The organism is Arthrobacter sp. SAFR-179 (assembly GCF_059414945.1).
In genome coordinates, this window is record NZ_JBPFDM010000012.1 from 71,379 (window position 1) to 84,634 (window position 13,256).

13 protein-coding genes are annotated in these 13,256 nt (G+C 63.4%); 8 read left to right on the forward strand and 5 right to left on the reverse strand.

All coding sequences use genetic code 11. The features are described from left to right. Positions 1 to 239: 239 nt before the first annotated feature. On the forward strand, positions 240 to 1,022 hold the full coding sequence (locus tag ACR65K_RS17055) for a response regulator transcription factor (protein ID WP_440154207.1): 783 nt from the start codon (positions 240 to 242) through the stop codon (positions 1,020 to 1,022). A 21-nt stretch (positions 1,023 to 1,043) separates the two neighbouring features. On the opposite strand, the gene ACR65K_RS17060 is transcribed toward ACR65K_RS17055, so the two are convergent. Next, the gene (locus tag ACR65K_RS17060; RefSeq protein WP_440154208.1) at positions 1,044 to 1,505 is read right to left on the reverse strand and encodes an Hpt domain-containing protein; all 462 of its coding nucleotides are present in this window, start codon (positions 1,503 to 1,505) and stop codon (positions 1,044 to 1,046) included. A gap of 396 nt (positions 1,506 to 1,901) precedes the next feature. On the opposite strand from ACR65K_RS17060, the gene ACR65K_RS17065 reads away from it, so the two are divergent. The 5 genes from ACR65K_RS17065 (at position 1,902) to ACR65K_RS17085 (ending at position 6,393) form a co-directional block, all read left to right on the forward strand. Then, positions 1,902 to 2,282: a hypothetical protein gene (locus ACR65K_RS17065; RefSeq protein ID WP_056388709.1), complete on the forward strand. Its 381-nt coding sequence runs from the start codon at positions 1,902 to 1,904 to the stop codon at positions 2,280 to 2,282. A 94-nt stretch (positions 2,283 to 2,376) separates the two neighbouring features. Further along, positions 2,377 to 3,915 (forward strand): signal peptidase I, encoded by a 1,539-nt coding sequence (locus ACR65K_RS17070; RefSeq protein WP_440154209.1) that lies wholly within the window; start codon positions 2,377 to 2,379, stop codon positions 3,913 to 3,915. After that, positions 3,912 to 5,405 carry a sensor domain-containing phosphodiesterase gene (locus tag ACR65K_RS17075; RefSeq protein ID WP_440154210.1) on the forward strand — a complete coding sequence of 498 codons (1,494 nt, stop codon included), beginning with the start codon at positions 3,912 to 3,914 and terminating at the stop codon, positions 5,403 to 5,405. The genes ACR65K_RS17070 and ACR65K_RS17075 overlap by 4 nt, the downstream gene beginning before the upstream one ends. Positions 5,406 to 5,613: 208 nt before the next feature. Then, entirely contained in the window at positions 5,614 to 6,066 is a 453-nt protein-coding gene (locus ACR65K_RS17080; protein ID WP_440154211.1) for a DUF7793 family protein, read from the forward strand. A 102-nt stretch (positions 6,067 to 6,168) separates the two neighbouring features. After that, complete coding sequence (locus ACR65K_RS17085) at positions 6,169 to 6,393, forward strand: histone-like nucleoid-structuring protein Lsr2 (RefSeq protein ID WP_440154212.1); 225 nt, start codon at positions 6,169 to 6,171, stop codon at positions 6,391 to 6,393. Between the two features lie 76 nt (positions 6,394 to 6,469). On the opposite strand, the gene ACR65K_RS17090 is transcribed toward ACR65K_RS17085, so the two are convergent. Continuing rightward, positions 6,470 to 6,955 (reverse strand): hypothetical protein, encoded by a 486-nt coding sequence (locus ACR65K_RS17090; protein WP_440154213.1) that lies wholly within the window; start codon positions 6,953 to 6,955, stop codon positions 6,470 to 6,472. Between the two features lie 155 nt (positions 6,956 to 7,110). Here ACR65K_RS17090 and ACR65K_RS17095 point away from each other — a divergent pair, with 155 nt between their 5' ends. Continuing rightward, on the forward strand, positions 7,111 to 7,341 hold the full coding sequence (locus ACR65K_RS17095) for a hypothetical protein (RefSeq protein WP_440154214.1): 231 nt from the start codon (positions 7,111 to 7,113) through the stop codon (positions 7,339 to 7,341). 338 nt (positions 7,342 to 7,679) lie between these two features. Here the strand turns inward: ACR65K_RS17095 and ACR65K_RS17100 are convergent, their stop codons facing one another. The 3 genes from ACR65K_RS17100 to ACR65K_RS17110 all read right to left on the reverse strand — a co-directional run bounded on the left by ACR65K_RS17100 (position 7,680) and on the right by ACR65K_RS17110 (position 11,964). Next, positions 7,680 to 8,363 (reverse strand): hypothetical protein, encoded by a 684-nt coding sequence (locus ACR65K_RS17100; RefSeq protein ID WP_440154215.1) that lies wholly within the window; start codon positions 8,361 to 8,363, stop codon positions 7,680 to 7,682. A gap of 38 nt (positions 8,364 to 8,401) precedes the next feature. Further along, entirely contained in the window at positions 8,402 to 10,861 is a 2,460-nt protein-coding gene (locus tag ACR65K_RS17105) for a putative bifunctional diguanylate cyclase/phosphodiesterase (RefSeq protein ID WP_440154216.1), read from the reverse strand. A 134-nt stretch (positions 10,862 to 10,995) separates the two neighbouring features. Continuing rightward, the gene (locus ACR65K_RS17110; protein ID WP_440154288.1) at positions 10,996 to 11,964 is read right to left on the reverse strand and encodes an EAL domain-containing protein; all 969 of its coding nucleotides are present in this window, start codon (positions 11,962 to 11,964) and stop codon (positions 10,996 to 10,998) included. Between the two features lie 629 nt (positions 11,965 to 12,593). On the opposite strand from ACR65K_RS17110, the gene ACR65K_RS17115 reads away from it, so the two are divergent. Beyond that, entirely contained in the window at positions 12,594 to 13,064 is a 471-nt protein-coding gene (locus tag ACR65K_RS17115) for a sensor histidine kinase (protein ID WP_440154217.1), read from the forward strand. The last annotated feature ends 192 nt before the right edge of the window (positions 13,065 to 13,256 follow it).

Sequence of the window (13,256 nt, forward strand, 5' to 3'; positions counted from 1 at the left end):
GAAGACCAACAGCCCGGTTAGATAGCGAACGAAATCCAAGAAAGGTGCCTTTGATAAGCCAGTTTTTTGCTGATCGTAGCGCGAGATGGGACTCTATACACAGTCAAGCTCAAGGTATCCAATGAAAATCCTCAAGACTTGATCAAGCTTTTCTACCTAATCCTTGTAGCTTAGGGAGTAGGTCTCAATGCCGGCCGGCGCTGGGCGGGCCGGGGATTTATCCGGAACAAGGGGGCCGTGTGGGCGATCTAGGTGTGGTTGTCGTCATTGAAGATGACCTGGATCTGCGCAATCTAGTGGAGGGGGTGTTCCTTCAATCCGGCTTTGTCGTGCACACCGCCAGCGATGGCCGTCAGGGTGTGGAGGTGGTCCGGGAAAAGCGCCCGGATGTGGTGAGCCTGGATGTGGGGCTGCCTGATATTGACGGTTTCGAGGTCCTGCGCAGGATCCGCCAGTTCAGCAACGCTTACGTAGTGATGCTTACCGGGAGGACGGACGAGCCGGACCTGCTGGCTGCTCTTCAGGGTGGGGCGGATGATTACATCACCAAGCCGTTCCGGCCCCGGGAAATGCGGGCACGTGTCGCGGCGATGCTGCGCAGGCCAAGGAACGGAAGTGCTGAGCATGCCGAGAGCCCGCAGCCGCTTCCGCCGGCGGCCCTGGCTGTTACGGGGGGTACGGTCCTCGCTCATAACGGGTTGACGTTGAACCCCAGGACCCGTATCACCATGCTGGACGGGGCTCCACTGCAATTGACGCGGAGCGAATTCGATCTCTTGCATGAGATGCTCCGCGCTTCCGGTGGGGTCCTCTCACGCACTGACCTCGTTCGCGCCGTCCGGGGGGACAACTACCCCAAGGACGCTTACATCAGCGACTCTGATGAACGCGCTGTCGAGGTGCATATCGGTAATCTGCGCCGGAAACTCCAGGACGATCCCGAATCGCCCCGGTGGCTGCAAACGGTCCGCGGCGCCGGTTACCGGCTGGCCGCCCGACGGCTTCCGAACCCGCCAGCGTGAGGCCGTCCAGCTCTACAAGCTTTATCCGCGGTGCTGGAGATACCGTTCCCGGAGTTCTTCGACCGTCGCCCGCCCCTGAACTGAAATCAGCTCCCCGAAGAATCCTCCACTAAGGTCGCCCCTGCGAACCGCGGATTCCAAAGCCTGTGCCAGGCCCGCCAGACGCAGCGCCCCCACCATGGTGGACGAGACTCTCAGGCTGATGACGGCATCCAAGGCTGCGGCACGATCCTGATTTGCAAGTGATGTGGTGAGCCGGCGCTCCCGCGTCTCCCACAACTGCACATAGTCCTTCGCGAAATTCGTGACCAGCTCCGGCTGCCCGAGCTCGTCTTCGAGATCCTGCAGCACCATGGGATCCACAAGCGGCACCGTGTGGGTGCCGTTGTCGTGCACAGGCTGGGCGGGTGTCCACGCTTGAGTTGAAGCCGCTGTTGATTTTTCACCGCCTGGCGGTCCCTGTGGTGATGCTGAAATGGCCATGCCTAAAGGCTACGTCCCCTCATGATCCCAACGCCTTATCCTCGGCCGATCCTATGCAAACCTTGGCGCCACCTTGAGTGGCAGCCGGCCGAGAGTGCACGGATTTCGTTGAGCCGATCCAGTTGCGGGGACACCGGTGGCCACGGGGGTTTTCCTCAGCTTTTGTGCATTGCGGCCGTGTTTCCTTGTTTTTTCCCAGCTTTCCAAAGGTTCCCCGAAGTTAATCCAAGGAACGGATTTATAGGGTTTTGCCGCTGTTAGGTTCGAGATGTCGATGTGATGCAGACGATGTTTCGGTCCGTGTCCGTTGGCAGCGGCATCCAGTTGTACCTGGGGGTTGCAACCGCCGCGGAGCCCGCTCAGGGGCTGCCGGGCTTCCTACCTGAAAGAGAAATCATGCGCACTTCTGCAAAGATCGTCACCGCCCTGTCCGTTACCGGCCTGGCCCTCGCTGCCGGCTCAGCCTTCACCGGTGCCGGCCTCGTCAACGCCGCCGGTCCGAGCCAGTTCGTCGGCGGCACGGTCAACCAGACCGTCACGGGCGCCACCCTGACCGGCCTGGAATACGGTTTCACCGATGCCAGCAAGACGTCCGTGAACCAGGTCACGCTGACCTTCGCACCGGGCGTTGACGGCAAGACCCCCGCCCTCTCCCTCACCGGCGGTACACCGGCAGCCTTCACCTGCACCGCCATCGACGCTGTGACCAACATCTCGGTCTGCACCACCTCTGGATCCCAGAGCGGCGTCGACAGCGCGGCCGTCACCGTCAGCTAGTTCTGACCGGGTGGGTGGCCGGCCCGCTGGGTGCCGGCCACTCACCCCTTTTCTCTAAGAACCATTCCCGCCCGTTCCCGAGAGGGGTTTCGCCTTGGCACAGCGGCTGACGCACCGCCTCCGCACCGCCGTCCTCGCAGTGGTCGCGGTTCTTGCGGTGTGTGTGGGGGCTGTTCTGGCCACCGGCCAGGCCGGGATCGTCATCACCCATGGCGTCAGCATGAACCCGCTCTACCACCAGGGCGACCTGGTCATCATCGCCCGGACCTCTTCCTATGCGGTCGGCGACATCGCCGCGTATAACCTTCCAGGCCGGGACGAGGTGGCGCTGCACCGCATTATCGGCGGCAACGACGCGGCCTTCGTTTTCAAGGGCGACAACAACCAGTCCGTTGACCCCATCACCCCGCCCGCCGCTGACCTGGTCGGCCGGGCCCTGGTTCATATCCCGCAGGGCGGGTTGTGGCTGGAAACCCTGACCAGTCCCCCGGTCCTGGGGTTGCTGGCCTTCGCGCTGCTGGCCGGCGGAGGCGCGGCAACGACACGGCACCGCCGCAAACGAAGGAGAGCATCCATGTCCCGCCACATCGGCACCCGCCCCCCGGCCCGGCACGGCTTGGGCGGCCTGCCGCCCTCACTGCGCATCCCTACCGCCCTTGCGGCGGTCTTCGGCGTCGCCGGCGTTACCCTCGGCGCCCTGGCCTGGTCCGGTCCCCTGGAGGAAACAGCCAGCTCACAGGTCAAGAGCGGCACACGGATGAACTTCTCCTACACCGCGGACGTCGGCCAAAGCGCGGCCTACGACGGGACCACGGCCAAGTCACCGGGCCCGGTCTTCCGGAAACTCGCCAAGACTGTCGATGTCGGATACAGCTATCACGGCGAGCCAGGAACGGTGAGCGTGACAGCGGAGCTCTCCACCCCGGGAGGCTGGCATTCCACGCTCCCCCTGAGCGGTCCGGTCACGGTTGACGGCAGCGGCTATGAGGGCAGTGTCCGGTTGGACCTGGCAAGCCTCGATGCTAAAGCCCAGGCCGCGTCAGCGGTCACTGGTCTTCCGGCCGGGCCGGTCTCCGTCGCCCTGACCCCGGCCGTTAAGACGGCGGAGGGCGCAGAATTCCGGCCGGAACTCAAACTCGAACTCACACCCCTCCAACTCACCCTCCCGGGCGGTCCGGGCAGCTTGGCCGTCACTGATTCGGCCACCCAGGAACACACCGCCCTGGTGCCCCGCATGGTCGGTGTCAGCGGGCTCGCGGTCACCGCGGCCGCCGCCCGCGTCATCTCGGCCGTGTTCCTGCTCGCTGCCCTGGCCACGGGAATCATCATCCTGATTTTCGCCCGCCGGACCACCCCCGCGGACGAGGCGGCGGCGATCCGCCGCCGCTACGCAGCGTTACTGGTGCGGGTCCACCCGATGCCGGCACCTCAGGGCAGGCCCGTCATCGATGTCACGACGTTCCCGACCCTGGCGAAACTGGCCGAACGCTACGGCCTGCTCGTCCTTCACTGGTCCCGCAGCGGGGTGGAAACCTTCCTGGTCCAGGACGAGAACATCACCTACCGTTACCGGGCCGGGTCAGAGCCTGTCCCTGCAGAATCCCAGCCCCAGCCGGCGGACTCGCAGGCATGACCACCGTCTCCGGAAAGGCCCCAAGCCGCGGCCTCCTGACCACCGCTTCAGCACCGGCCCCCGAAGGGCGCAGCAGGTCCCGGGCTTCGGAGCGGGAGTGGGACAGCGGACGGGCAGGCGGCTGGTCAGGCCTTCGGGTATTCATCGGCAGCCGCCTTCTGCTGTGTGTGCTCGCCGCGCAGGCAGCCTTCGTTCTGGCCCTCACGGCGTGGCTGCATGTCCTGGTTCCTCGTGTCCAGGAGCCTGCGGTCCTGACCGGCGTGCTCGCCTCCCTGGCCGCGGGCATGATCCTGGTCGCCGGCTGGGCCGCCGCGCGCAGCACCCGTGTGCACCGTGAGGAACGGGACCGGAACAACCTCACCTCAAGCCTGATGGACACCGTGCTGGACACGAGCCAGGAATGGCTGTGGGCCGTGGACGCGGGCGGCATCTTCACGTTCTGCAGCAGGGCCAGCGCCGCCCTGCTCGGCTACGAACCATCCGAACTTCTCGGAAGGCCTTTCAGCCTGATCATCACCGACGACCACTTGTCCACGGCACGTGAAGCAGTCGCCAGCGCCCTTAACGACAGTCCGGTCTGGTCCGCCGTCACCGTTTGCTGCAGGCACCGCAACGGCACCCCGGTCCTCATGGAGATGTCCGGCAAGTCCTGCCCGTCCCGGGAAGGAACCGGTCAGCGCTTCGAAGGGACCAGCCGCCTGCTGCCCGCCCCGGACGCGGAAGCGCACGTGGCGCAGCGGCTGCGGGAACGCATCGGCACTGTCGCCGACGGGTTGATCCTCACCGCGTTCCAGCCCATCCATGACCTGACCAGCGGGGCCATGACCGGGGTTGAAGCGCTGGCCCGGTTCCCCAGCGACGACGGCAGAAGCCCGGAGCATTGGTTCAGTGAAGCGGCCAGCGTCGGACTCGGCGCGGATCTTGAACTCGCCGCACTGGCCGCAGCCCTATGCAAGAGCGCCACGCTTCCCGGCCACCTCTACGTTTCATTCAACGTCGCCCCCGAGACGTGCATGGATCCGCGGCTGCCGGCGTTGCTGCGCCGCTCGGGCGTGGCCCTTGAACGTGTAGTGCTCGAACTGACCGAGCGGCACGCCGTCACCGACTACGCGCAACTCCTGGCGTCGCTGGCGCCCCTGCGCAGGGACGGGGTGCGGATAGCGGTAGATGACGCAGGATCAGGCTTCGCTTCAATGCGCCATATCCTGCAGCTGAGCCCTGACATCATCAAGCTCGACCGGACACTGATCGCCGGGATCGACAGGGACCAGGGACAACGTGCCCTGGGCGCGGCCATGGTCAGTTTCGCCCAACAAACCGGCGCCCAGGTCCTGGCCGAAGGAATTGAAACCATCGCCGAACTCCTTACGGTCACCCAGGCCGGCATCACCTCAGCCCAGGGATACCTCCTCGGGCGCCCAACACTGCACCCCTCTGACTGGGCAGGCTGGCGGGAAGGACCAACCGGCGATGCCGACAACCATCCCTGACCGATCGGCAATTCGATGGGTCAGTCCCGGATTGCTCGCGGGAAAGAGTGCCGTCGTTTCGCTATTTGCCGCCGGTCTGTCTAAAGTTCTCGAGGAACCCGCCCGTCCCCCCCGTGGGCGGGTTTTTCACACCCACCCTTTGCCCGCTTCCAGAACCGGCATTGCCCGCCCGTCCGTCACGCGCCTGGCGGTCCCTAAGGGGAGATAGATGAGACAAGGCCTGCACGATGACCACCTCGGTGCCGTGGACCTGTATGGGAGGGTCCTGCGGGTCCGCTGGAGCCCGGGACTCCTGATCAGTGAGGCTGCTGCCAGGGCAACGCTCACCCGGGCGCGTGAACTCACCAACGGGCAGGAACTGCCGATCCTCGTCGAAATGACCGGGATCAAAGGCCTCACTCCCCAGGCCGGTTCTGTCTTCGCCACCGAATGGCCCCACGGCAGAACAGCAATCGTCGGGGACTCCCCGGTCGATGAAGTCATCGTCGTCTTCTACACAGCCCGGCACAAACCTGCAACCCCCACCAGGTTCTTCAGCTCCATCAATGAAGCCCTCACCTGGTTGACCGAACCGGCCGGTCAGCACGCCAGCGCCGCCATGCAGCCCGGACAGGACCAGAAGAAGGCCCCACACCCAAGGAAACCCCGGCCAGGGCGGTAAGGACTGCGGATGAGGGCCGGAACTGACCACGGCTGCGGCTCCGGCCTGCGCTGCCAACCTCAGCCACCGTTTCGTGCCGGCATCGCTGGTAGGGTCTTGCCGGTGGCAACCAGAATCATCAGCACCCTTGTAGACGATCTCGATGGCAGTGACGCAGCCGAGACCGTGCAGTTCAGCCTCGATGGCCGCTCCTACGAAATCGACCTCAGCAGTACCCACGCGGATCAATTGCGTGCCGGCCTCCTCCCATACCTCCAGGTCGCCCGGAAGGAAACCTCCACAATCCGCCGGCAGGTCCGGACCGCAGCGCGGGGTATGCGCAGCTAAAAGCAAACCAACAATGCCCGGCTGCCCCCGCCGCCGCCGCAGCCGCAGCCTCCCGAGGCCCGGGACGCGGTCATGGTCAGTACTGTTGGGCAAGTTGGCGGGCGCGGAGCATCGCTTGGCGCGAGGCCTCTGCCAGCCGTGTCCGCCCGGCGATCCGGTAGAGGTCATGCGCCCACTCGAACTCCGCTGCGGCGTCCCGGTATCTCGCCTCGTCGAAGAGCCGCCGCCCGATCTGATGACGCACCAGGGCTTCACGCGGGGCAGTGCCGGCCATCCGCAGCGCTTCTTCGTGCAGCTTCGCGGCCTTATGCCACCTGTATTGGCGCTGGTAGGCATGCGCGAGAACCAGCAGCGGCCTGAACCGGTCCCGGGAATGTGCCAACAAAAGCCTGCCTTCAGCCACGGCTTCCTGATCACGTCCCAGCACTGACAAAATCCACACCCGTTCAAGTGCCGGGCAGCCGTCATCAAGCCGGCTCTCGATCATGGCCCGGTCCAGGACAACTTCACGAAGGGTGGCAGGATCCAGCCGCCAAGCCTCCACGTCATTAACCAATGCCACACCCTTTATTCCCAACAGTCACGGGACGGCACGCGGGCACGCCCCTGCCGGCGGCTGCCGTCCGGCCGCTACCATATTCTCACGGGCCTCCCCCGCCGGTCCGGACCCCCGGTCTCGGACCCACGGTCTGCTGCCACATCCGGAAGGAGCCGATCATGGAAGCAGAGCTTCCCCGCGCTGCCCCCGATGATGATGCCGCCAATGCGATGCTGAACAGTCTTCTGCTCCGCCTCGAACGGGTCATCGAAGACGTCCGGCGCGCGACGGAGGGGATGCCGCGGTTTGTTGTTGAAGCCCGGCTAAGGGCGGCACTCCAGGCACAGCTGCCGGTCATCACCTTCACAGACGCTGACATCACCGCCTGGGCGTCAGGATTCTCCAGCTAAAAAGAGCCCTCAAATTCCCGCCGGCGCATTTCCAGGATGATGAAATTCCAACCCTCGTGCCTTCCTGCGCGCATCTTGATAAAAACTTGAGCTACACACGTAAGGATTGGAATTAAGGCGCCGTTGAGCAGACGCGGCACTTCAATCGCACTGTGGAACATTCGTTCCTTTTGCCGCCGTTTCTCCTTTTTGATTGTCTATTCGACAGCCAAATGAAGCGGTCCTACTGTGCTATTGGGAAGCCCGTCGATCCCCCATCGGCGGGCTTCTCCAGCGGAATTCTCCGGTACGGAAAACTCCGTTGCCGATGCTCGGTGATTGCCGGCCACGGCGGATGGTCAGGGCAACGGGTTTTTACAGTGCTGATCCTCGTCACGTTGCTGTTCACTGCGCCAATAGGTTGTGAAGCGCGGTGTTCGTCGTCTTCGCTCTGAGGCCGTGAAATCAGTGTCGGCAGCGTGAAGAAATTCGGGAAACGCCCAGCCGTTGATTTTTTCCGGCGTTTGATCCTTCAACCAGGAACGAAGACGCTCCAGAACCGGTTGCGTTGCCAGGTCGACCATGTCTTCGACCGCGGCGATGAGGTCCCCGAACTGCTCAGCCAGGGCCAATGGCATCGGATGAATGAGGGACCAACCCGCGACATCAACGCCTTTTCCCTGGCTGTCCAGAAATGCCACGGGCAGTGGCAGGCTCAAACTCGATTGGGAATGCGCGATGGTCGTGTTTCGATACTCCCGGATGACGCGGTGAATGGGTTGGAGAGCGGCCGGCATCGACGCAATGCCCGGCATTTCATCAAGACGCTTCCGGACATTGGAGAGGATGAAGGGCCGGACGTAGGCGGTCACGGCATGGGAGGTAAGGGGCATCCATAACTCCGACCCCTCACCGGCGTCCAGGGCGCAGTCAAGGGCGTGGGAGGCTTCCGACAGATCGCCGGCGTAGCTGGTCAGGTCGGCCAGCAATCTCGTGTCGGGTGTATCGGGCAGGACCGCCAGGGGCGGCCGGGGGATCCTCAAGGCGGTTCTGCTCCTCTTCATGGAATGGGCACCTGGTGTTATCCCGGCTGTTGCGCCGGTTTACGCAACCTGCCGTGTAACCAGGCGGGGACGCGTTCTGACGGGATCGGTTTGCTCCAGAGGTACCCCTGGGCCCGGGTGACGCCCAGCCGCCGCAGTTCGTTGAGCTGGTCGGGGGTTTCAACGCCTTCGGCGATAACGTCGAGTTTGAGGCTCTTCGCCATGCCCAGGACGAGCTCGATGACGGTGCCGCCGTGCGGGTCCACTCCCAGTTCACGAATGAAAATGCGGTCGATTTTTAACGTCTTCGCTGTGAGCCATTTCAGGTAGCTCAGGGAGGAATAGCCCGTGCCGAAGTCATCGATGGAAAGACCAACACCCAGACGGGAAAGACGTTGCAGGGTTTCCCTGGGCAAGTCCGGTTCATCCATGAGAACTGTTTCCGTGATCTCCAAATGAACGGCTTCCGGATCAATGCCGGATGCCTGGATTGCTGCCTCGACGACGTCCGGGAAATCCTTGGCTACCAGCTGGCGTCCGGAAATGTTCACCGCTGCCGTGAGATCTTCTGCCCCCTCCACCTGCTGATGCCATTGCTGGACCTGGCGCAGCGATTCCTGAAGGACCCAGGCTCCAATCGGAATGATCAGGCCGGTCTCCTCGGCGATAGGGATGAACGTTTCCGGGGGTATGACGCCGTGGTCGGGATGCTTCCACCGCAGGAGCGCCTCGAACCCAAGCGGCGCCCCCACGTCCAGGTCCACGATCGGCTGGTAATGCAGGCACATCTCTCCCCTGTCCAGGGCCAGCCGCAGATCCGATTCCAGGTCCAACCGCCCGCTCGCCCGTCGGGTCATCCTCTCGTGGTACACCACCGACGCGTCCCCACCGGCCGATTTCGCCCGGTACATTGCGGTGTCCGCGCCGCCGAGCATGGACTGTGCCGTGTCCTCAGGTCCGGCCAGAGCGATGCCGACACTGACGTTCAGGAAGATCTGCCGCTCCTCGACCTCGAACGGCGCCCTGATGCATTCACGGATCCGTCCGGCGAGGACCTTGGCGGCCCGAATGCCCATGTTCTCGCAGACGATGATGAATTCATCGCCGCCGAAGCGGCCCACGGTGTCCCCCGCCCTGACAGCCCCGAGCAGGCGTTCACTCAGGAGCATCAGGATCCTGTCCCCACCACCATGACCGATGCCGTCATTGACCAGCTTGAACCGGTCGATATCAACGAACATCACCACCGGCCGGGAACCACGGTCCAGGAAACCCTGCAGCACCTCGGTGATCAGGTACCTGTTAGGCAGGCCCGTCAGGGCGTCGTGGCGGGCCTGCCACTCCAGGACCTGCTCGGCGTTCTTACGCTCGGTAACGTCCAGCACCGTGTCAAGGAAGTGCAAGGGTTTCCCGTCCGGACCATCCACGCTTCGAATTCTCGAATGCAGCCACCGCTGCCCGCCATCGGGCAGGAGGAGCCGGTATTCGATCTCCTCGAAACCCGAACCCGCGTACAGGCTCCGCCACACCTGCCGGACCCCATCCCGGTCCTCCGGGTGGGTCCGCTCCAGCATCCACTCCCACGATGGGGATCCACCCGGCCCCAGACCCACGATGCGGGCGAACTCCTCCGAATGCCACGTCGCTCCTGTCGAGGGCGAGTACTCGAAACTTCCCACATGGGCCATCTCCTGGGCTGCCAGCAGCCGCCGGCGTTCCGCGGCAGCTTCTGACTGCAACCGTTTGATTTCGGTGACATCGCGGGCGATTCCGGACGCTCCGGCCAGCTGCCCGTCCTGCCCATAGACAGGGGACACCGTCAGCTCGACGTCGATGACCGACCCGTCCTTACGCCGCCACCGCGCTTCCAGGCCGGGGACGAAAGCGCCGCTGCGGATCCGTTCAGCCACTCGCTCGTTGGTATCCTCCGGCGCCCGGGTTGTGAAAAGGTCTGGGGCCCTGCCAATGGCTTCTGCCGCACTCCAGCCCAGCATCCTGACAGCGCCCGCGTTCCAGCTGGTGATCTTTCCATCCATATCCGCACTGATAATGGCGTCCCCGGAGGACTCCACCATCGCCGAGAGGCGGCGCAGGACAGCCTCCGTGTGTTTCCGGTCGGTGATGTCCTTGGAAATGGCCACGATGTCCACCGGCACAGTGTGCCGGGCCCTGATCGGGCTGATCGTCCCATGGACCGGGAACTCCCTGCCGGCCCGGTCCCGTACCCAGAATTCCCCCGACCAGTCCTTGCCACTGGCGATTTGCCCGGCGATCTCCTCACCCGTCGGCCCCGGCTCCAGTGTCTGGAAATGACCGATGATGCCCAGATCAATGGGCGTCTTTCCCAGCACCTCGGAGACGGCAAAACCATACAAACGCTCCGAGGCGCGGTTCCAGTAAGTGACCCGCCACCTGCTGTCCATCCCAATCACAGACTGTCCGATCTCATCGAGCAGCAGCGACTGCGTCAGCAGGTCATCCCGTCCTTGCCCCTCCATTGATCCCCCCGAGTCTGTCCTCGATCCGGCCCACCCGTTCTGTGCTTCAGTTGTTGACGTATCTGACGAGCCGGGTTTCCCCGGCCGCGGCCAGTTCCAGCCAATCACTGATCGAGCGCCGCTCTGTGCTGCTGCTATGGCTCAACGTTGACCCCCACAGTCGGTTGAATAATCCATGACGACCAATCCAGCGGATGCACGGACGGCCGTCCCATCAGATAACCCTGCCCTGCAGTCAAGCCAGCATCAATGACCGCTGCAAGCTCCGTTTCTGTTTCGATGCCTTCGGCCGCCAGGACCGCTCCAACCTCCCGGGCCAGACCTATCACGACCGGCTCATCAGGCTCTGGCCCTTCGAGGATTCCATCAATAAATGTCCGGTCGAGTTTGATGATGTCCGGTCGAAGGGCAAGAATCCGGTCGACCGGCGTGAAGCTTGGGCCGGACCCATCGACCGCTACCCGCAACCCGCTTCTGCGGAGCGGTTCCAGCGACCGGATGACCCTTTCCCATTGCCTGTCATCTGTCTGGCCCCGGAGTTCGACAACAATCCTGTCCATCGCCAGCCCGGAATTCTGCAGCAGGCCCTGGGTGCGGCTCTCCGTCACCGCCGTGGGAGTCAGGTTGAATGCGACGAAGAGATGCGAAGGGATCTTCCCCGCCGCGGACACAGCGCACTGCAATGCCGCGATCTCCAGCTCGACGCCAAGACCCACGCTCTCCGCTTCCCGGAACCAGGTGTCTGCGTCGGCGCCATCGCTGCTGACAAAACGCGTAAGGGCTTCGACCCCGGCGACTCCTCCTTCCGGCAATCTATGGACTGGCTGGAACGCCGTCAGCAACAACCTGCTGCCCAGTACGGACTTGATCCTCTTCGTCGCTCCGCTGTCCTGAGCGCCCTGCGCAACAGGGCGACCTGCTGGAGTACTCCCCTCGCCGTTCACGGGGAGGCGCTGCCCGGCCTGCTTCCGTGTCCCAATCAGATGCTCTAGAAACGCCCGCTCGGGATTATCCGGATATGAGGCCAGAAGTGTCCGCAGCTGACTTCTGGCCCATTCAGTCTCGGGAGCAGGGTCAGAGAGGACATCGTTGATCAGCTCCATCACCTGGGACCGCAGAGAAGTACCCCCCACCGCCTGGGGCGGAAAAGCAGGTCCCCCAGACCCGGTGTGACCTCTGCGCCGGTGACCGCTGGGAGAGAAAAATCATCCCTAGACATCGGCTATTCCTTTTTTGGCTGAAAGTGCCGGCTGAGCCCGGCACCCAGGCCTTAACCGCGATTCTCCCCAACAACGCGGAAAGTGCAGCGTCAGCCTGAACAAAGAATACAACCAGAAAGAATCGAATTTCTGTTTGGGGTGAACAAGTAAAGGCAAGCGGACTGATATCAAGCAGCGAGTACCGGGCCAACGGTCCGGGACGACCAGCCTTGGAACAGCAATCCACCATCCGTTTGGTAAGGACCGAGATAGCGTCGTCAAGTGCCCACCGAGCCAGCTTCCCTTGCGCCCATGCCATCCGGTATCTGCTCGAATAATCGACACTCGATAGTACGAAATAAGTCGTCGGGCAGCCTGGTTAAATCCTGCCCAAACCCTGCACTGGACCTATGGAAAAGCACCGGAACCCTTGATGCTGACCCTGCACTATGGACACAACAGCCAGGCCACGGCAGCCAGCCCAGGTCATGGCCGCACCGACAACGGAAAAAGCAGTGGAAGCAGGAACGGCTATGTCTCAAGCACCAGCCCTGGATGAAGTATCTGTCATCGACGGCATCATCACCGACCACCGCCCCCTGGACCTCCATGCCCTGGGCGTCGCCGGCTGCATTGACCGACTAACGGACCCCCTCCGCCAACAGGGAACCGCGATCCGATGGGACACACCGCATCACGGCATCGAAATAACGGCGACCTCCGCAGCCCTGCTCTACCACGCCGCCCAGGAAGCACTCAGCAACGCCCTTAAGTACGCCCAGGCCTCCGAAATCACCATCCGGCTCGCCGCCGTCTACCACGGCATCCGCCTGACCATCAACGACAACGGCAACGGCTTCGACAGCACTGCAACCAACGATCGGAACCGCGGATTCGGACTCTCGCTGATGTCCATAGCCGTACACGAAGCTGGGGGCACCATCACCATCGATTCCAGCCCCGGCAACGGCTTCCGCATCGCGGTCACACTCCCACTGGACTAGCAATGGGCCAGCGGTTCTTACACTCCCCCAACCTTCTGTCTTAGATTCAAATCTGACAGCCAGCCCCACTGAGGAGCTCGCGCCGGGGAAGGGCCGCAATTGTGCAACAGCCTGTTGCGCAATTGTCCAGAAACCGTCTGGACAATTGGTTCCGCTGCCCACACGTGGGGACAATCCTGATGGGTTATCCAC